General features: G+C 72.3%; 16 protein-coding genes. 7 read left to right on the top strand and 9 right to left on the bottom strand.

Annotated features, from left to right (window positions below; genetic code table 11):
* Positions 1–4: 4 nt before the first annotated feature.
* From C6361_RS30500 to C6361_RS30490, 3 genes are read right to left on the bottom strand one after another with little or no spacing between them, the layout of a single operon-like run.
* Positions 5–685 (bottom strand): DUF998 domain-containing protein, encoded by a 681-nt coding sequence (locus C6361_RS30500; RefSeq protein WP_107269846.1) that lies wholly within the window; start codon positions 683–685, stop codon positions 5–7.
* Positions 667–2,289: a PH domain-containing protein gene (locus C6361_RS30495; protein WP_107269845.1), complete on the bottom strand. Its 1,623-nt coding sequence runs from the start codon at positions 2,287–2,289 to the stop codon at positions 667–669. The genes C6361_RS30500 and C6361_RS30495 overlap by 19 nt, the downstream gene beginning before the upstream one ends.
* Positions 2,286–2,909 carry a PH domain-containing protein gene (locus C6361_RS30490; RefSeq protein WP_107271280.1) on the bottom strand — a complete coding sequence of 208 codons (624 nt, stop codon included), beginning with the start codon at positions 2,907–2,909 and terminating at the stop codon, positions 2,286–2,288. Before C6361_RS30490 ends, C6361_RS30495 begins: the two co-directional genes overlap by 4 nt.
* A 305-nt stretch (positions 2,910–3,214) precedes the next feature.
* Here C6361_RS30490 and C6361_RS30485 point away from each other — a divergent pair, with 305 nt between their 5' ends.
* The 7 genes from C6361_RS30485 to fusA all read left to right on the top strand — a co-directional run bounded on the left by C6361_RS30485 (position 3,215) and on the right by fusA (position 12,163).
* Entirely contained in the window at positions 3,215–4,423 is a 1,209-nt protein-coding gene (locus C6361_RS30485) for a sensor histidine kinase (RefSeq protein ID WP_159079568.1), read from the top strand.
* Entirely contained in the window at positions 4,420–5,181 is a 762-nt protein-coding gene (locus C6361_RS30480) for a response regulator transcription factor (RefSeq protein WP_107269843.1), read from the top strand. The genes C6361_RS30485 and C6361_RS30480 overlap by 4 nt, the downstream gene beginning before the upstream one ends.
* 139 nt (positions 5,182–5,320) lie before the next feature.
* Entirely contained in the window at positions 5,321–6,244 is a 924-nt protein-coding gene (locus C6361_RS30475) for an SMP-30/gluconolactonase/LRE family protein (RefSeq protein ID WP_107263378.1), read from the top strand.
* Positions 6,245–6,465: 221 nt separating this feature from the next.
* Positions 6,466–7,776: an ABC transporter substrate-binding protein gene (locus C6361_RS30470; protein ID WP_107269842.1), complete on the top strand. Its 1,311-nt coding sequence runs from the start codon at positions 6,466–6,468 to the stop codon at positions 7,774–7,776.
* Positions 7,769–8,776, top strand: a complete 1,008-nt coding sequence (locus tag C6361_RS30465) for a carbohydrate ABC transporter permease (protein WP_234359120.1) — start codon at positions 7,769–7,771, stop codon at positions 8,774–8,776. Before C6361_RS30470 ends, C6361_RS30465 begins: the two co-directional genes overlap by 8 nt.
* Positions 8,766–9,608 (top strand): carbohydrate ABC transporter permease, encoded by an 843-nt coding sequence (locus C6361_RS30460; protein ID WP_234359119.1) that lies wholly within the window; start codon positions 8,766–8,768, stop codon positions 9,606–9,608. The genes C6361_RS30465 and C6361_RS30460 overlap by 11 nt, the downstream gene beginning before the upstream one ends.
* Positions 9,609–10,060: 452 nt before the next feature.
* The gene (gene fusA / locus C6361_RS30455; protein ID WP_107269841.1) at positions 10,061–12,163 is read left to right on the top strand and encodes an elongation factor G; all 2,103 of its coding nucleotides are present in this window, start codon (positions 10,061–10,063) and stop codon (positions 12,161–12,163) included.
* Between the two features lie 165 nt (positions 12,164–12,328).
* Here fusA and C6361_RS30450 read toward each other — a convergent pair whose 3' ends face one another.
* From C6361_RS30450 to C6361_RS30425, 6 genes are all read right to left on the bottom strand, one after another.
* A complete protein-coding gene (locus tag C6361_RS30450; protein ID WP_369930728.1) occupies positions 12,329–12,772 on the bottom strand; it encodes an ATP-binding protein in 444 nt (147 codons plus the stop codon).
* A gap of 194 nt (positions 12,773–12,966) precedes the next feature.
* On the bottom strand, positions 12,967–14,325 hold the full coding sequence (locus C6361_RS30445; RefSeq protein WP_107269839.1) for a hypothetical protein: 1,359 nt from the start codon (positions 14,323–14,325) through the stop codon (positions 12,967–12,969).
* A gap of 27 nt (positions 14,326–14,352) precedes the next feature.
* Entirely contained in the window at positions 14,353–15,990 is a 1,638-nt protein-coding gene (locus C6361_RS30440) for a S8 family peptidase (RefSeq protein ID WP_107269838.1), read from the bottom strand.
* Between the two features lie 262 nt (positions 15,991–16,252).
* Positions 16,253–16,996, bottom strand: a complete 744-nt coding sequence (locus C6361_RS30435; RefSeq protein ID WP_199853131.1) for a hypothetical protein — start codon at positions 16,994–16,996, stop codon at positions 16,253–16,255.
* Positions 16,997–16,998: 2 nt separating this feature from the next.
* Complete coding sequence (locus C6361_RS30430) at positions 16,999–17,970, bottom strand: acetylxylan esterase (RefSeq protein WP_107269837.1); 972 nt, start codon at positions 17,968–17,970, stop codon at positions 16,999–17,001.
* A gap of 248 nt (positions 17,971–18,218) precedes the next feature.
* Positions 18,219–18,707, bottom strand: a complete 489-nt coding sequence (locus C6361_RS30425) for a GNAT family N-acetyltransferase (RefSeq protein ID WP_107269836.1) — start codon at positions 18,705–18,707, stop codon at positions 18,219–18,221.
* Between the last annotated feature and the right edge of the window lie 58 nt (positions 18,708–18,765).

Raw genomic sequence — 18,765 nt, 5'->3', positions numbered from 1 at the left:
GACCCTAGGGTCCGACCTGCGGCAGCTCGGCGGACCGGCCACTGTTCTCGGCGAGCAGGCGGAGGGCGAGCACCGTGATCCAGGTCCAGTTGACGGCGATCATCGCTCGTTGGATCAGGCCGGTCGACGGATGGTCGGTTTCCCACGCCGTACCGAAGGTGACGAACAGGGCCAGGCCGGCGAGTCCGGTCAGGAGGTCGTACCCGACCCAGCCGCGACCGGTCAGCCGCCCGGCAGACCGGCGGGCCAGTACGAAGCAGGCGACCGGCACCGACACGAACACCACGATGCCGAAGTTGTCGTGCAGTACGCCCGGCCAACTGGTCATGACACCGTCCGACGGCGCACCGGGCGGATAGCCGCGAGCCGGATCCATCACGAAGACGCCGGAGAGCACCAGCCCGACGCCGAACACGCCAACCGCCAGCGGCCCCCACAGGCTGGCACGCCCCGGACGCAGCGCACGGCGCAACCCGACGGCGAAGCCGACCAGCAGCACCCCGGTCAGTACGAAATTGGTGATCTGGATCCATCCACGCGGCCCGAGACTCAGCGCGCTCACCGGGTGGTACGTCGGGTCGTAGCCGGCCCGGGTCGCACCGTCGACCAGGAACACCAGGACGAACACCGGCGGTCCGACCACCCCACACCAGAGCAGCACTCGGGTCAGCCGACGCGGTGACATGTCTCCTCCAAAGGTGAAGCGTCCGGGGACGGCGCGGCGGACGACACAGGCGACGGCTCGACAGGCACGTCACCGACCAGCGGGGCGAGCAATCCGGGTACCACCTGCTCGGCGAAGTCGACCACGGTCCCCGCAGGCATGTCCGCCGCCGCGTACTGCCCGTGGCCGGCGGCGGTGGTGGCGGTGAGGGTGGCCAGGCCGAGGCGTCGTTGCAGCACCGACTGGCGCAGCCGCCAACCGATCACCGCCGGACGGGCCAGCGTCGCCGTGCTCCGGCTGACCAGCCCGGACCTAACCACCAGGTACTCGCCGACGATGCCGTGCCCGAGCGCCCGCCACGCCACCACCGCCGCGCCCAGCGCCAGCGGCAACAGCCCCACCCCGACCAACCACAGCCAGGACGGCAGCGCCGCCACGAGACCGCCCAGCCAGGCCAGCAACCCGGTAACCGCGACCGTGACCAGCGTCGCCCAGCCGATCCGCCGCCGCAGCGCGGCGACCGGATGCCGACGCAGCGGTACGGCGAACGGGCTCGCCCCGGCGTCGAGGTCCAGCACCCGGGCGGCCACCGACCGCGCCACGCCGATCGGGCCGCGCGGCAGGATCGTGGTGGCCGGCGTCATGCTCCAGATCGTCAGCCCGGTCGAGATGACGTTGGTGTCCGCCATCCCCATCCACCGCCAGAGCAGCGGCTCCGAGATCTCCACTCCACGCAGCCGACTGACGTCCCGGTTCACCTCCCGGGTCCGGAACAGCCCCTGCGACGTGCGCAGCACCGCGCCGGTCGGCGTGTCGACGCGTACCAGCCGGAAGGCCCAGTTTTCGGCCACGAACGCGACCGCCATGCCCAGCACCCCGAGCGCGCCGACGGCGACGAACGCGATCGCACCGGTACGCCACGGACCGAGGGCCCGCCAGTCGACCAGCCCGGCGACGAACCCGGCCGCGTCGAACCCGAACGACTGCGCCAGCCAGTAGCCGCCCCAGAGCAGCCCCGCCGCCGTGACCAGCGCCCAGACACTGAACACGTTGTAGCAGACCCACGACCAGCGAATTCGGGCGAAGACCCGCTCACCCGGGGGCTCGGCACCGGTACCACCGGAAACCGTCTCCGCCGAACCGGCCAGCAGCTCGCGGCGGAGTTCGTCGGCGGCGGTCCGGGTGACCGCGTCGAGCTGCAACGCCTCGTACCCGGTCGCGCCCGGCTGGCCGACCCCGACGGTGAGCACCCGCAGCCCGGCGAGCCGGTGCCGCAGCCGCGCCGTCGTGCTGACGGTGCGGATCCGCTCCCGGCGCAGCGCGCGGTGTTGCCGGACCAGCAGGCCGGTGCGCAGCTCCACCAGCTCCTCGGTCAGCCGATACCGGGTCTTGACCCAGCGCAGGGTGTCCCGGGCCGCGCCGACAACCCCACCCACGGCCACCGCGAGCACCGGGATCAGCGTCGAGGCGCCCGGCTCGTCGGCGACGAGCAGGGCCAACCCGGCGGGTACGAGCGACAGCAGCGCAAAGAGCCCGTCGACCCAGATGATCCGGGCGTCGAGCCGCCGCCACGGGATCTCCGCCACCGGAGTCGAGTCACGCGCGGTCTCGGACGGCGCGGTCATGTCGCGTCCCCTGCCGTCTGCCGGACGATCTCGGTGAGCCGCTCGGCGGTCCGCGCGGCGAGGTCCGCGTCGAGTCCCACCAACACGACCGGTCCGCTCGCCGAGGCCGTCGTCACGGTCACCGTGGCCAGTCCGAAGAGCTGTTCCAGCGGTCCCCGGACCGTGTCGACGGTCTGGATCCGAGAGATCGGGGCGGCCCGCCACTCCCGGACGAACCACCCCGACACCGCGTACACGGCCTCCGGGGTGACCTCCCAACCGTGCACGGCGTACCGCCACGACGGCACCCCGGCCAGGTATGCCAACCAGGCCGGTACCAGCACCAGCAGGATCGGGCCGAGCCAGTCACGGGTGGCGGCGGGCAGCACGGCGTACCCGATGGAAAGGACCGTGACCAGCGGCGCGACGCCGAAGATCACCCGGGTGCTCCACCAGCCGACGGCCCGGCGGTCGACCCGGTGCCGCAGCGGGCGCAACCCGATCGACCCGGCCACCACCCCCGGGCCCGGCCCGGCGGAATCCACCGGAGGCGACGGCGCGACGGTCGGGCCGGTGGAGTCCCCGTCGTCCGGATCCGGGGCGGTCGGCGGTGCGCCGGTGTACGGCTGCTGCTGTCCCATCCTTGGACGTTGCGGTACGGACCCGGCCCGGCGCCGCTGCCGGTCGGCCATCGGTTCTGGTCGGCTGGCCAGGGCTGTTGGCCGATCGACCAGACCGGCGACGGGCCGACCGTTTGTAGGCTCGGCGCATGGAGCTGGCCCGACGCGTTCGGTGGCCCGGTCGAGGCCGGACCGCCGCCGCGCCGGCCCGGACCGCCCACACCGACCCCGGCGACGAGAGGCGGCGCGACGAGACGCGGCGCGACAGGGCGCGGCGCGACAGGGCGCGGCGCGACAGGGCGCGGCGCAGCGTCCGGGACTGGGTCGTGGATTCTGTGCTCTTCGGCCTGGCGGTGCTCTACGGGGTGTGGACCTGGCGCAGCGCTCCGCTGCACTACGTCGACACGATCCCCGGTTGGATGATCACGATCGACCCCTGGGTCGGCGCGGTCGGCTGCCTGACCCTGTGGTGGCGGCGGCGCTTCCCGATCCTGCTCGGCATCGCGATGGTGCTGATCATGGCGCTGGCGGCAACCGGGCTCGGCGCGGCCCTGGTCATGGTGCTCACCGTCGCGGTGCACCGCAACTGGCTGCCGGCCACGCTGGTCACCGTGCTGCACCTGGTGCCGTCGCTGTTGTTCGGGTACGAGAATCCGCCGCCCGGCGTCACCCGGGGGGCATACATGACGCTGATCCTGCTGATGTATCTGGTGCCGCTCGGCTGGGGGATCGCGGTCCGGGCCCGGCGGGAGCTGATCGCCAACCTGCGTCGCGAGGTCGACCGGGCGCGTGACGAACACCGGCAGCGGCTGGCCGGAGCCCGCCGGGCGGAACGGGAGCGGATCGCCCGGGAGATGCACGACGTACTCGCGCACCGGATCTCGCTGATCTCGGTGCACGCGGGCGCGCTGGCGTACCGGACGACCCAGGCCGACGCGGGGGCGGGTGTCCCACTCAAGCCGGGAGAGGTCGGCGGGGCGATCGAGGTGATCCGGGACAACGCCCGGCAGGCCCTCGTCGAGCTGGGCGACGTACTCGCCGTACTCCGGCCGGAGCGGGGGGACCGCAACGGCGGGAGCGGGCCGGACCCGGAAACCGGTACGGCCGAACGGTCGGCGTCGCACCGTTCGGCACCGCAGCCGAGGCTGGCCGACATCTTCCGACTGGTCCAGGAGGCACAGGCGGCGGGTCAGCGGGTCGCGTTCGAGATGGTCTGCGCGCCCGGTGCGGCCGAGTCACTCCGCCCGGCGGTGCAGCGTACGGTCTACCGCACCGTCCAGGAAGGACTGACCAACGCCCGGAAGCACGCCGGCCGGGCCGAGGTGACGGTACGGGTCGAGGTCGATCCCGGTACCGGCGTCGTCGCCACGATCAGCAATCCGTTGCCGTCGCCGCGGGCGGCCGCCGACCTGCCCGGGGCCGGTGCCGGGCTGACCGGGCTCGCCGAGCGGCTGGCCCTGGACGGCGGGACCATCGAGCACGGCGTGGTCGGCGGGACGTTCCGGCTCTCCACCCGGCTACCCTGGCCGGCATGACTCCGGGCGACGCACCGGGCCACCAGCCGCCCGCACCGGATGCCGAGCCGGCGGCGACGGGTCGCCAGCCCCCCGCGTCGGGTGTCGAGCCGGCCATCCGGGTACTGCTCGTCGACGATGATGCGCTGGTCCGGACCGGGCTGCGGCTGATGCTCGGCGGGGCACCCGACATCGAGATCGTCGGCGAGGCGGCGGACGGTGCCGACGTCGCCGACGCGGTGACCCGGCTGCGCCCGGACGTGGTGCTGATGGACGTCCGGATGCCGCTGCTCGACGGGATCGCGGCGACCCGGGCGATCACCGCCCGATCCGGGCACCGTCCGGAGGTCATCGTGCTGACCACCTTCGACGCCGACGCGACGATCCTCGACGCGCTCCGCAACGGCGCGGCCGGATTCCTGGTCAAGCACACCCCGCCGGAGCAGATCGTCGACGCGGTGCGCCGGGCCGCCGCCGGTGAGCCGGTACTCTCCCCGACGGTCGCCCGTACCCTGATCGACCACGTGGCGGGCGTCGCCCCGCACCGCCGTACGGACCAGCGCCGGCAGCAGGCCCGGGAACGGTTCGGGCTGCTCTCCGAACGGGAGCGGGCGGTCGCGGTGGCGGTGGCCGAGGGGCTGTCGAACGGCGAGATCGCCGACCGGCTGTTCCTCTCCGTCGGCACGGTCAAGGCGTACGTCTCCAGCGCGCTGGCCAAGCTCGACCTGGACAACCGGATCCAGCTCGCGCTGCTCGCCCACGACGCGGCCGACGAGTAGGACCGGGCCGCCGCCTCGTCCCGGCAGTCGGTCGATCCCGACCGCAGTTGAACCCGTCGATCCGCCCGTGCGTGTCTTCTCGCGCGACCAGTGCCCTCCGGCACTGCGACAGACTCAGGAGTACGGATGGAGAACGCCCATGATCCGACGTAATGTCCTGACCGGCTTCGCCGCGCTGGGGATCGCCGCCGCGGTCGGTACCCCGGAGAAGGCGAGCGCGCACTCCGGCAGGCTGTTCCCCGACACGTTCGACCTGCCCGACGGTTGGATGCCGGAGGGGATCACGATCGGCGAGCTGCCGTTCGCGTACTTCGGTTCCCGGGCCGACGGCTCGATCTACCGGGTCAACCTGGCCACCGGCAAGGGTCGGGTCCTCAGCCAGGGGCCGGGGGCGGGCTTCCCGTCGATCGGGCTGAAGCTGGACGGCAGGGGCCGGCTCTTCGTCGCCGGTGGTACGGCCGGCACCGGCCGGATCGTGGACGCCTGGAGCGGCCGGCTGCTCGCCGACCTCAGCTTCACCACCGGCACCAGCTTCGTCAACGACGTGGTGCTGACCCCGCACTCGGCGTACTTCACCGACTCGCAGAACCCGGTGCTGTACGTCGTGTCGACCGGCCGGCGGGCGACGGTCCGCAACCTGCCGCTGACCGGGGACATCGTCTACACCACCGGGAACAACGCCAACGGCATCTGCCGGACACCGGACGGCCGGGCGCTGCTGGTGGTGCAGTCCAACACCGGGCTGCTGTTCCGGGTGGACCCCTCCTCCGGGGTGGCCCGGCAGGTGGACCTGGGCGGGGAACTCCTCACCAACGGCGACGGGCTGCTGCTGGAGGGCCGCACGCTCTACGCCGTGCTGAACCGGCTCAACACGGTGGCCGTACTCCGGATGTCGTCGGACGGTCGCTCGGGGCGGATCGTCGCCCGGTTGACCGATCCCCGGTTCGACATCCCGACCACGGTCGCCTCGTACGGCAACCGGCTCTATCTGCCGAACGCGCGGTTCAGCACCCCGCCGACGCCGGAGACCACCTACACGGCGGTGGCCATCCCGAAGCCGTAGCGCGGTCGGTCGTACCCGATCCGTCTCCGACGCCGCCGGTGAGCATCCGCTCGCCGGCGGCGTCGCCGTTCCCGGGTCGCCGGCCGGTGTGCCGCCGGGCGCGGCCGGTCGAGGATGGCGATCCCGCAGGGGTTTGACAGACACTATTCGATAGATTTCCATTTATCGATGACGATCGGCGGCTCGCCGACCGCTCCGGCGATGGTGTCCTGGGGGTAGACATGCGATTTCGGAAGGTCGGCGCGACCGCTGCGGCGGTGTTGCTGCTGATGCCGCTGGCCGCCTGCGGCGACGACGGCGGTGGCGGTGGCGACGGCAAGACCCTCACCTACTGGGCCAGCAACCAGGGGCCGAGCCTGGACGAGGACCGGAAGGTCCTGCAACCGGAACTCGACAAGTTCACCCAGCAGACCGGGATCAAGGTCGAGCTGGAGGTGATCGGCTGGCCGGACCTGCTCAACCGGATCCTGGCCGCGACCACCTCCGGGCAGGGACCCGACGTACTCAACATCGGCAACACCTGGTCCGCCTCGTTGCAGGCCACGGGGGCGTTCCTGCCGTTCGAGTCCGCGGAGTTGGAGCCGCTCGGCGGCCCCGCCCGGTTCCTCGGGCCGAGCTTCTCGGCGACCGGCGCCGCCGGACAGCCGCCTACCTCGGTCCCGCTCTACGGCCTGGCGTACGGGCTCTTCTACCACAAGCGGCTCTTCGCCGAGGCCGGCATCGACAGCCCGCCGAAGAACTGGACCGAGTTCGTCGCCGCCGGAAAGAAGCTGACCAAGGGCGACCAGTGGGGGCTGGCGGTCGAGGGGGCGAGCTACACCGAGAACGCGCACCACGCCTTCATCTTCGGCCAGCAGCACGGGGCGGAATTCTTCGACGACGCCGGCAAGCCGCACTTCACCGGGCATCACCACGTCATGGCGGTCAAGCAGTACATCGACTTCATGGCCACCCACAGGATCGCCAACCCCAGCAACGCCGAGTACAGCACGCCGAACCAGCCGATCGGTGACTTCGCCAAGGGCAAGGCCGCGATGCTGCTCTGGCAGAGCAACGCGATGAGCCTGCTCGCCGCCGCCGGGATGAAGCCCGACGAGTACGGTGTCGCCCCGATCCCGATCGCCGACCCGCTGCCGGCCGGCGGCCGGCGGGTGAACAGCCACGTGGCCGGGATCAACGTCTCGATCTTCAAGAACACCGACAACCGGGACGGCGCGCTCGAACTGGTGAAGTTCCTGACCAGCAGCGAGGAGCAGCGGATCCTCAACAAGGCGTTCGGCTCGCTGCCGGTGGTCAAGGACGCCTACGACGACCCCGCCTTCCAGACCCCGCTGATCAAGGTCTTCCAGGACGTACTCGGCAACACCGCCGCGCCGCTGCCCCAGGTCCCCGAGGAGAGCAAGTTCGAGACCACGGTCGGCAGCGGGATGCGGGACCTGTTCACCAAGGTCGCCAGTGGACAGCCGGTCGGTGAACCGGAGATCGCGGCGGCGCTGGAAAAGGCCCAGCAGGAGATGGGCACCGGTGGCTGACCACCCCGGCTCGACCGGGGTACGTGACCGCCCCGAGGCGGCCGGGGCAGCCGACCGCCCCGGGACGGCCGGGGCACGTCGTCGGGCCGGTGCCGGTTGGCGCCGGCCCGGCCTGGCGTACCTGCTCTTGCTGCCGGCGTTCGTACTGGAGTTGCTGGTCCACCTGGTGCCGATGGCCGTCGGCGTCTGGATGAGCTTCCGCGAACTGACCCAGTTCTTCATCCGCAACTGGTCGGCGGCACCCTGGGCGGGACTGCGCAACTACCGGGTGGCGCTCGACGTCGACTCCGCGATCGGTGCCGCGCTGCTCCGCTCGCTCTGGATCACCCTGGCGTACGCCCTGCTGGCGGTCGCCGGCTCGTGGCTGCTCGGCTTCGTCGCCGCCCTGCTGCTCCAGCGCCCGATGCGCAGCCGGGGACTGCTGCGCACCCTCTTCCTCGTCCCGTACGCGCTGCCCGGGTACGCCGCGGTGATCGCCTGGAACTTCCTGCTCCAGCGGGACAACGGGATGCTCAACCACCTGCTGGTGGAGAACCTGCACCTCACCGACGACCGGGCGTTCTGGCTGCTCGGCGACCGCAGCTTCGTCGCCGTGGTGATGGTGTCGATCTGGCGGCACTGGCCGTTCGCCTTCCTGATCATCATGGCCGGGATGCAGAACATCCCGACCGAGCTATACGAGGCGGCGGCGATCGACGGCGCCGGGCCGGCGCAGCAGATCCGCCGGGTCACCCTGCCGATGCTGCGACCGGTCAACCTGGTGCTGGCGCTGGTGCTCTTCCTCTGGACGTTCAACGACTTCACCACCCCGTTCGTGCTGTTCGGCGAGGCGACGCCGGACCAGGCCGACCTGATATCGGTGCACATCTACCAGTCCTCCTTCGTCACCTGGAACTTCGGGCTCGGCTCGGCGATGTCCGTGTTGCTGCTGCTCTTCCTGCTCCTGCTCACCACCGGATACCTGCTGCTGACCTCCCGGAGGCGCCGCCGTGCTGTTTGAGCCCCGCTGGTTCCGCTGGGTCCGCTGGGTGGGCCTGGCCTTCTTCACCGTCATCGTGCTGCTGCCGCTCTACGTGATGGCGACCTCGGCGGCGAAACCGCTGCGGGACGTGCAGGGCGAGTTCCACTGGTGGCCGACCGAGCTGACGCTGAGCCCGTTCGCCGAGATCTGGCGGACCATCCCGCTCGGCCGGTACTTCCTGAACAGCGTGCTGGTCTCCACCGCCGCCGCGGTCTGCTCGGTGCTGGTCGCGGTCTTCGCCGCGTACGCGATCAGCCGGTTCCGGTTTCCCGGCCGGGCCCTCTTCTCGGTCACCGTGCTCTCCACCCAGATGTTCCCCGGCATCCTCTTCCTGCTGCCGCTCTTCCTCATCTACGTCAACATCGACCAGCTCACCGGCATCACCCTGTACGGCACCCGGTTCGGTCTGGTCATCACCTACCTGACCTTCTCGCTGCCGTTCTCCATCTGGATGCTGGTCGGCTACTTCAACTCGATCCCCCGGGAACTCGACGAGGCGGCGCTGGTCGACGGCGCCGGGCCGATCGGCGCGCTGCTCCGGGTGGTGGTGCCGGTCGCCACCCCGGGGATCGTGGCGGTCGCCATCTACGCCTTCGTGACGGCGTGGAGCGAGGTGCTCTTCGCCTCGATCATGACCAGCGAGCAGAGCCGTACCCTGCCGGTCGGGCTCCAGCTCTATTCCACCCAGGCCGGTGTCTACTGGAACCAGGTGATGGCCGCCTCGCTGGTGGTCAGCGTGCCGGTCGCGGCCGGATTCCTGATGCTGCAACGCTTCCTGGTGCAGGGCCTGACCGCCGGCGCCGTGAAGTGAGCACGGCTGCGCCGGGCGGTCCGGACCCTGTCGCGGCCCGGAAAACCGGGCTGTGCGTCCGGGTTCCGTTCAGTACACTCGTGACCAGCCCAGCGCGATCTTGGCCATCGATGGCGGACGCGCGCGACGACGAGTGAGGGGAGCCGGCCGTGCGCTACCGCACCGCTGTCGTCATTCCCCAGTCGCTGCACCGGGTGATTCTGGCGTCTTCCTGACGTCCGGTGTCGGCCCGCGCGGCCACACCGCAGATCCGTGACGAATCCTCCCCGAGCCACACCCCGACGTCGACCCCGGTCGTCGCCGGGGTGGTCGCGTCCGTCGACCGGCTGGTCGCCTCGGTCGGTCCGGCTGCCGGCCCGGGGGTCCCGCCTGGCCGCGTCCTGCCCAGGGGACGTCGCGGAAATCGCGCCGTCGGAGAGCGGAGATCAGATCATCCAGAGAGGCCATCGGCCATGCGTACCGAGCTGCACCGCAACGTTTCCCACCCGCTTGGTCTGCTGCGTAACCTGGGCATCCTCGCCCACGTCGACGCCGGCAAGACCACCACCACCGAACGGATCCTCTACGCCACCGGAGCCACCTACAAGCGCGGCGAGGTGCACGACGGGACGACCGTCACCGACTTCGACACCCAGGAACGCGACCGCGGCATCACCATCTTCGCCGCCGCCGTGAGCTGCGAGTGGGCCGGTCACCGGATCAACCTGATCGACACCCCGGGGCACGTCGACTTCGCCGACGAAGTGGAGCGGGCCCTGCGGGTACTCGACGGCGCGATCGCGGTCTTCGACGGTGTCGCCGGAGTCGAGCCGCAGAGCGAGTCGGTGTGGCGGCAGGCCGACCGGCACGGCGTACCCCGGATCGCCTTCGTCAACAAGCTGGACCGGGCCGGCGCCGACCTGGACGCGGCGGTCCGGTCGATCCGCGACCGGCTCCGGGTCACCCCGCTGGTGGTGCAACTGCCGATCGGCCGGGAGGACGACTTCACCGGCGTGGTGGACCTGGTCACGATGCGCTCGCTGGTCTGGGCCGACGGCGCGGAGACCCCCGTCGAGGGCCCGGTTCCCGACGAGCTGCGGGCGGAGGCGGAGCGGCGTCGTCGGGTACTGGTGGAGGCGGTCGCCGAGCGGCATCCGGCCGCGCTGGAGGAGTACTGCGAACGGTCGACGCTGGCCGCCGAGACGCTCCGGGGCGCGCTGCGGGACCTGACCCGGGACGGGGACGGCGTGGTGGTGCTCTGCGGTTCGGCGTACCACAACCGCGGCATCGAGCCACTGCTCGACGCGGCCGTCGGCTACCTGCCGTCACCGCTGGACGTCCCGGCGGTGCGCGGCAGCACCTCCGACGGCGAGCGGCGGGAGCGTCCCGCCGACCCGGCGGCGCCGTTCACCGCGCTCGTGTTCAAGGTCAACTCGACCGGTACCGGCCGGCTGAGCTACCTGCGGGTCTACGCCGGCACAGTCCGGAAGGGAGGAGTGGTGCTGGACGCCGGAGCCGGGCGTACCGAACGGGTCAGCCGGATCCTCCGGGTGCAGGCCGACCGGCACACCGAAGTGGACCGGGCGGCGGCCGGCGACATCGTCGCGGTGGTCGGGCTGAAGTCGGCACGGGTCGGTACGACGCTCTGCGCCCCCGAGGCGCCGCTGCTGCTCGAACCGCCGACCGCCGCCGACCCGGTGGTCTCGGTCGCCGTCGAGGCGCGCCGGAGCACCGACACCGGACGGTTGGCCTCGGCACTGGCCCGGCTGGTCGAGCAGGATCCCTCGCTGGCCGTCCGGACCGACCCGGAGACCGGCCAGACCGTGCTCTCCGGGATGGGAGAGCTGCACCTGGAGGTGGCGGTGGAGAAGATCCGCCAGGACGTGGGGCTGGAGGTGACCGTGGGACGGCCGCAGGTGGCCTACCGGGAGACCGTCGTGCGCGGCGTCACCGGACTGGTGTACCGGCACGTCAAGCAGGACGGTGGCGCCGGCCAGTGGGCGCACGTCGTCCTCGACGTGGCACCGCTTCCCGGCGATCCGGCGGCGGGCGACGGCGACGTACCGGAGTTCGAGTTCTCCTCGACGGTCGTCGGCGGCCGGGTCCCGAAGGAGTACGTCCGGGCGGTCGAGGCCGGCTGCCGGGACGCGCTCGCCGACGGGCCGCTCGGCGGCCACCCGGTGATCGGGTTGCGGGTCACCCTGACCGACGGTGCCACCCACGTGAAGGACTCCTCGGAGCTGGCGTTCCGTACGGCGGGCCGGCTCGCGCTGCGGGCGGCGCTCGCCGCCAGCGAGATGGTCCTGCTGGAACCGGTGGTCGAGGTGACGGTGACCGTGCCGGACGACGCCGTCGGCGCGGTGCTGGGCGACCTGGCCGCCCGGCGCGGCCGGGTCGTCGGCTCGACCACCCGGGCCGGCACCGTCGTGGTCACCGCGACCGTGCCGCTGGCCGAACTCTTCGGCTACGCGACCCGGCTGCGCAGCCGGAGCCAGGGCCGGGGAACGTTCAGCACCCGGGCCACCGGCTACCAGCCGGTGCCGGGCGCGGTCGCCGACTCGGTGCCGCGCGGCTGACCGGACCCGCTGCCCGGGGGAGGGCGGGTGGGGAGTTGCGGCATGGCAGCTCCCCGCTCGCCCGTCCCCGATCCGTCCGTCGCCGGCTCGTCCGTCGCGCTCGTCCCGGAGGGGCGCGGTCGGCCGGAGGTCGAGCGGGCCAAACCGTCACACGGTCCGGTCGATCTAGGCGTGACTCGGGCCGAAGCCAGCGGTGCCGTCCGGTCCGGACGCCGCCGGTACGTCGGCCGGGCCGGTGACGGCCATGCTCAGCCGTACCCGGACCCCGTCGGCGTCGCTGCGCACCTCGATCGAGTCGGCGAGTTCCTGCGCCAGCCAGAGCCCCATCCCGCCGCTGGCGGAGGGGCGGGGACGGCTGGTCGGAACGGTCGGTTGAGGATCGCCGAAGCCCCTCCCGTAGTCCCGGATCTCACAGATCAGGTGCCGTCGCCGCCAGAACCGCAGCTCGCCCCTTCCGCCACCGTGCCGGACCGCGTTGGTCATCGCCTCGTTGACCGCGGTCACGAAGTCGTCCAGCCGCTCCCCGGTCAAGCCGGCCACGAGGAGGCACTCGGTCAGCGCGCGGCGTACCTCGGCGACCTGGTCCCCGTCGAATTCGGCCTGGAGCAACAGAGGCTCATGCTGTGTCTCCGTCCGTTGATCGTGCAACGGACCGTCCGTCATGGCGCCTCCAAGGTCACCGGACCCGTCAGGGTACAGCGCGGACGGTACCCACCGGCGGCCGAGTCAATCAAAGCCCAGCGAGGATTCAGCCCGCCGGGCGGGCCGGAACCGTCGCCTCGGGCAGGGCCGAGACACCGATCTCACTGACTGTTGATCGCACAATACAGAGCGTAGGCAACCTGTTGACCGCTGACGTCGCCGTGCGAGCTGATGAACCTGTCCGCTTTCAGGTTGAACACCCGCCCCGGCCGGAACTGGTAGCTGCCGCCCACCTCCAGCAGCTCGACGCCGGGCTGGACCACCTCGGGTGTCTTCAGCGCCCCGTTCCGGCCGATCCCGCCGTACGGGTCGTTGGCGTCGCCGAGCCCGGCACCGGCCTGCCGGGCGAGCCGGGACGCCGCCGCGTACGCCAGGCCGACCGCCCGGTCGTTGACGGTGTGCGTGACCAGCATCGGGCCGGTGAGCCGCCGATCCGCCAGCAGCGAGCGGAAGTGTCCGTTCCCGCCCCGGCCGTCGAAGTCCACCGCGAAGGCGTGGTGACTGAAGGCGCCCTGCATCAGCGTGTAGGAGTGCAGCCGGGGCTGCCGTACGGCGGCGGCGGCCAGCGCCCGGGCGCCGAACGAGTGACCGGCCAGGTGCAGCCGTACGCCCGACATCGACGCCCCGGCCAGCTCGGAGAGGAGCGTCGCGATGCCACCCGAGCCGACCTTCCCGGCCCGGTCCTTCATCGTGTAGTAGGTGGTGATGTTCAGCACCCCGCGCGCCTTGGCCAGCACACTGTCGAGGTCGAAGCCGAACCCGGCCGCCCCGCCGGCTGTCGCCCCGGCCGTGGTGTCGGCCATCCCGCCCGACATGCTGCCGCTGGCGGCGGCGCCGCCGGTCCGCTCCGGGGACCCGAGGTCGACCACGGGGCCACCCACCGCCTGGAAGACCGTCTCCGCGTCGGCGTGCAGCAGCGCCGTCGGCGGCGGGTCCTCGTCCACCTCCGTCGCACCGGTCGACGGTGCCGTCGAGGGTGCCGTCGACGGTGCGGTCGGCGCGGGCGGGATCTGCTCCCGCAGGGCGTCGAGGAACCGCTGCCGGGCCTCGGCCGAATCCGTCAGTCTCGGCACCAGCCGGGTCAGCAGCGCCGCCCGGGCCGGATCCTCGACCCGGGTCGCGATCGCCCCGACCAGCGCCGTTGCCTGGTCGCCGACCGCGACCCCGCCGCCGGCCACCTCGTCCTCGTCCGACCAGCGGATCGACGGCCAGAGCGCGCCGACCACGACCAGGGTCCGGGACGCCGCGCCGGGCACCGCCGGGCGTACCGCCGCCAGGTTGTCGGTGAGCCGCTGGTAGAGGCGACGGGCCTGCGGGATGTCGTTGTTCCAGCCGTGGCAGAGCACGAGTACGTCGGTGGCGCCGGAGGAGGCGACGAGCTCCACCGCCGCCCGCCGCTGGGCGTCGTCGTGGATCTCGCCGGTGGACCGGATCTCCACCTCCGCGTACGGAAACTGCATCAGTGCACCTCGTCCGTTGCGTCTGGGTCAGACCGACTGGAGGGCCCGCATCGCGTCGACGAGGCCACGGCCCTGGAACGAAGGATCCCGACCGAGGTCGGTGGCGGAGTCGAGCAGCGCCCGCTTGACCCGGTGCGGGCGGCCGATGAACTCCTGGTGCACCGACATGAACGCCGCTGCCACCCCGGAGACGTGCGGTGCCGCCATGGAGGTGCCGGAGTTCTCCACGTAGGTCGCGCCGGGGACGCCCAGCCGCGCCTGGTCGAGCAGTCGGCCGGTACCGGCGCTGATCACCCGCTCACCCGGGGCCACCAGATCCGGCTTGGCCCGGCCGTCCCCGGTCGGACCCTTGGAGGAGAAGTAGGAGACGCCGGAGGCGTGCGGCCGGCACGAGGTGGCGCCGACCGTGATGGCCAGCTCGGCGTTGCCGGGATCGTTGATGGTCAGGTCGAACGCCGTCCGCATCCGCCGGCCACCGGCGTCGATGACGTAGCCGTAGCCGGTGTTGCCGGCCGCCGCCACCACGACCACGCCGGACTGCACCAGCCGGTCGACCTCGCGGCAGATCGGGCTGAGACCGGTGGCGAACCAGGTCGGGTCGAAGGGATAGCCGACCGACAGGTTGACCCCGTGCACGAGGAGTTCCCGGCCGTGGTCGTTGAGTTCCTGGATGTACTCCAGCGCGGCCAGCACCGCCGCCATGTCACCGGAGCCGTCGTCCCGGAGGATCTTGCAGGAGAGCAGCCGGCAGCGCGGCGCCATCCCGCTGATCGACCGCAGGCGCAGCCGCTCGGTACGCAGGTCACCCGCCTCCGGCTGATAGAAGGTGGCGGCGGTCAGCGGATCCTGGTCGTCGGCGACGATCTGCTCGCCGGCCAGGATCCCGGCGACGTGCGTGCCGTGCCCGGCCACGTCCCTGGTCGCCTCGGCGTCACTGTCGCCGACGAAGGACCGGTGCGCCAGTGGCGGGGTCAGGGCCAGGTTGCCGTGCCGCTGGAAGTGCCCGTGCCGCTCGTCGATGCCGGAGTCGAGTACCGCCCAGACGATGTCCTGGCCGTACGCGTTGAAGGCCCGGTGTGCCGCCTGGCACTTGGTGGTCACCACCGAGCGGTGGATGAGCGGCTGGACCTCGAAGTTGGGCCAGATGCGGTGGATCGCCGAGCGCGGGGCCGGACCGGCGCCGACCGTCGACGCCGACGGCTCCTCGGTGGCCGGGCCGGAATATGGTGCCTGCTCCGCCAGCCCGGACTCCATCTCCGCCTGCTCCTGGGCGACCTCCTCGGCCTCCTCGGCGTCGGCGGCGACCAGGGCGCGGATCTGCGCGGCGGTCAGGGCGGTGCTGACGTACGAGCCGATCGGCCAGACCGGCGTCTCGGCGTCAGCGACCTCCCGGATCAGCTCCGTCACCCGGGACTGTGCCCGGCGCACGCCGCCGACGTAGCGGGTGCGCAGCTCGATCACCACGCCGATCGGCTCCTCGCCCGACTCCCGCATCCGCTCCTGCAATGGCCGGGCGATGACCGAGTCGGTGACCAGGCTGGGTGAGGTCGGCACCGGCGAGAGCGGGCTCGCCCGGTCGCCGCCGTCGGCGTTCTGCTCGGCCGAACCGAACTCGGCGGGCAGCGGCTCCGTCGGACGGCCCGGGTCGACGCTGTCGGAGTCCATCGATTCCTCCCGTGACTTCCGGACCATCGTTTCCTCACGGACGGCCGGAGGAGAAGCGGCGGACGTGGATCTGACAGTCGTCGTCGACTGTGTTGCGGACGGGTCGGGTGCGACCGGTCGGGGAGCCGGGTAATCATACGGCCACGGTCGCCTCCGGTGGGGGCCCGCTGACCCACGCCCGGTCGCGGAGGTGGCCGCGTCGTCCGATGTCCGCGGACGCCTCCCGCCGCCGTCGGCCGGAGGCGTCCGGACCGTGCCAGGACTATCCGGTACCCGTGCCGGTACCGGTGCCGGTGCCGAAGGGTGCGCGGGCGAGCGGCACCCGTACCGGCTGGCGGCCGTTGAACCGGAAGCGCAGCAGCTCGGCCGCGCCGACGACCACGTCACCCAGGTGCAGGCCACGACTTGCGGCGACCCAGTCGACCAGGCCCACCGGATCGCGCAGTGGCCCGGTGAAGTGCACGAGGGTGGCGTACCAGATGTCCCGGGTGAAGTCGGCCTCGAACCAGGCGTCGGCACCGAGTTCGCCGCCGAGCCGCGCGGCGAACTCGTCCGCCGCCGGGTCGACCGGGTACCCGCAGGCCATCACGCCGGACGGGGTGAGTGTCAGCCCGCGCAGTACCAGGCGTACCGGCCGGCACGCCGCCGCGGCCCGACGCAGCGCCGAGCTGGCCCGGCGTACCAGCGGATCGCCGGCCCGCACGCCGCTGCGGTGCGCCTCCAACGCCCGTACCGTGAAATGCGCCGCCTCCGGCGTACCCGTCGGCCAGTGGTCGGGGCCGGCCACCGCGAGCGCCTCGGCGGTCACCGCCGCGAGCCGGGCGGCGCAGGCCGGATCGGGCGGCAGCACCACCGACAGCCCCCACCGGCCGCCGTCGACCGGCGGGGAGTCCCGGTAGTGGTTGCCGGCCAGCACCGCGTCGCGGCCCCGGACGAAGAGCCGGTCGAAGGCGGCGCCGTAGCCGGCGACCGGCTCGGCGACCCTCCGCTGCTCCGAGCTACCCACGGTCAGCCGAAGAGCCGGCGGAGCAGTGCGGCCTGCCGGGGGAACTGGAAACCCGCCCCGCCCTCGTGCCCGTTGTACGGCCACACCGTGATCTCCTTCTCCTCGCCCGCGTAGTGGTTGAAGGCGGCGTAGACCGTCGACGGCGGGCAGACCGCGTCCATCAGGGCGACGGAGAAGAGCGCCGGGGCGCTCGCCCGGCTGGCGAAGTTGACCCCGTCGAAGTAGCTGAGGGTGTGGAACGCCTGCTCCACGTCGCCCCGGTGCGTCCGCAGGTACGTCACCAGCTCGTGGTACGGCGTGGCGTCGGTGATCTCGGTGGCCCGGCGGAAGTGGCAGAGGAACGGCACGTTCGGCAGTACCGCCGCGAGCCCGTCGACGAGGCCGGCGACGGCGATGCTGATCCCGCCGCCCTGACTGGTGCCGCCCACCACCACCCGTTCCGGGTCGACCCTCGGGTGCGCCCGGACGGTCTCCACGGCCCGGACCGCGTCGGTGAAGACCCGCCGGTAGTAGTAGCTGCTCGGATCGGTGAGTCCCCGGGTGAGGAAACCGGGGGTCTGCGGCAGGCCGACCGGGTCCGGGTCCGGGGTGTCGCCGACCAGGTGACCGGCGCTGCCCTGGCCCCGGGTGTCCATCACCAGGTGGGCGTAGCCGGCGGCGCTCCAGGCGAGCCACTCGTGCGGCAACCCGCGCCCGCCGCCGTACCCGAGGTAGTCGACGACGCAGGGGAGTCGGCCGGTGCTGTGCCGGGGGAGCAGGAACCAGCCGCGTACCGGCTGGCCGGCGAAGCCGGAGAAGGTGAGGTCGAAGACCTCTACAGTGGAGAGTCCGGCGTCGTACGGTGCGAACCGCGCCGGGGTGCCGGCGTCGCGGGCCTGGGCCAGGGTGTCGGCCCAGAAGGCGTCGAAGTCGGACGGTTCCTCGCGCTTCGGTCGGTAGTCGCGCAACCGGTCCAGTGGCCAGTCGACAAGCATGCGCCGTCTCCTCTCGTCGTCGCGGGCTGGAGGGGTGCAGCCCGCGAGCGGCCCCGGCCGCGAGCCGAGGCGTCCCGAAATCGGAGGGTAGCGTCCGGGCCGCGGATCGCCACGTGCCGGTGCGCGGCACCGCGGTGCGGACGACGCGAAATCGTCGTCGAGTCCCTGGTCGCGTGGGAGGTCGCTCCGGTCGTCCGGGGCCGGTCAGGTCCCGTCGTTCGGGAAGCCCGTCCGGTCGTTCGGGACGGTCAGGTTTGGTCGTTCGGGAGGGTCAGGTCCAGGACGCCGACCACCTGGTCGCCGATCCGCTCGCCGGTGAGCCGGAAGCCGAGCCGGGCGTAGAAGCGCTCCGGTCCGTGCTCGCCCGGCGCCCAGGTCACATAGGCCCGGTCCTGCCCGCGCCGACGAAGCTCGTCGCAGACCGCCAGCACGGCGAACCGGCCGTACCCCCGACCCTGCTGGTCGGCGGCGATGTTCAGCCGCCAGAGCCCGGAGCGGGGCTCGTCGGCCGGGTCGTCCGGATCGAACCTGACCAGGAAGAAGGCCATCACGAAGCCGACGAGCCGATCGGCGTCGTAGACCAGCCGGGGCCAGGCGACCTCCGGCTGGACGTACGCCTCGGCCAGCGACTGCGCGACCGGCGCGACCAGATGCTCCTGGTCGGGGCGGATCCGCAGTTTGCAGGCGGCGACGACGTTGTCCGGAGTGACCTTCTCCAGGCGCGGCGACGACGACATCTCGGCACTCTATCCGCTCCGTCCCGCCCGGCCGGCGCTCCGTCCCGGCGGGGGTGGC

Origin of the sequence: Plantactinospora sp. BC1, assembly GCF_003030345.1 — a bacterium.
GTDB lineage: Bacteria > Actinomycetota > Actinomycetes > Mycobacteriales > Micromonosporaceae > Plantactinospora.
Note: the sequence above shows the minus strand (reverse complement) of the source record. Positions and strands in the feature narration are given on the sequence as shown.

What these genes read in the sequence shown, in the direction of transcription:
- C6361_RS30495 (WP_107269845.1), bottom strand. Translation starts at nt 2,289, where the DNA reads ATGACCGCGCCGTCCGAGACCGCGCGTGACTCGACTCCGGTGGCGGAG.
- C6361_RS30440 (WP_107269838.1), bottom strand. Translation starts at nt 15,990, where the DNA reads ATGGACTCCGACAGCGTCGACCCGGGCCGTCCGACGGAGCCGCTGCCC.
- C6361_RS30500 (WP_107269846.1), bottom strand. Translation starts at nt 685, where the DNA reads ATGTCACCGCGTCGGCTGACCCGAGTGCTGCTCTGGTGTGGGGTGGTC.
- C6361_RS30445 (WP_107269839.1), bottom strand. Translation starts at nt 14,325, where the DNA reads ATGCAGTTTCCGTACGCGGAGGTGGAGATCCGGTCCACCGGCGAGATC.
- fusA (WP_107269841.1), top strand. Translation starts at nt 10,061, where the DNA reads ATGCGTACCGAGCTGCACCGCAACGTTTCCCACCCGCTTGGTCTGCTG.
- C6361_RS30490 (WP_107271280.1), bottom strand. Translation starts at nt 2,909, where the DNA reads ATGGGACAGCAGCAGCCGTACACCGGCGCACCGCCGACCGCCCCGGAT.
- C6361_RS30430 (WP_107269837.1), bottom strand. Translation starts at nt 17,970, where the DNA reads ATGCTTGTCGACTGGCCACTGGACCGGTTGCGCGACTACCGACCGAAG.
- C6361_RS30470 (WP_107269842.1), top strand. Translation starts at nt 6,466, where the DNA reads ATGCGATTTCGGAAGGTCGGCGCGACCGCTGCGGCGGTGTTGCTGCTG.
- C6361_RS30480 (WP_107269843.1), top strand. Translation starts at nt 4,420, where the DNA reads ATGACTCCGGGCGACGCACCGGGCCACCAGCCGCCCGCACCGGATGCC.
- C6361_RS30475 (WP_107263378.1), top strand. Translation starts at nt 5,321, where the DNA reads ATGATCCGACGTAATGTCCTGACCGGCTTCGCCGCGCTGGGGATCGCC.
- C6361_RS30425 (WP_107269836.1), bottom strand. Translation starts at nt 18,707, where the DNA reads ATGTCGTCGTCGCCGCGCCTGGAGAAGGTCACTCCGGACAACGTCGTC.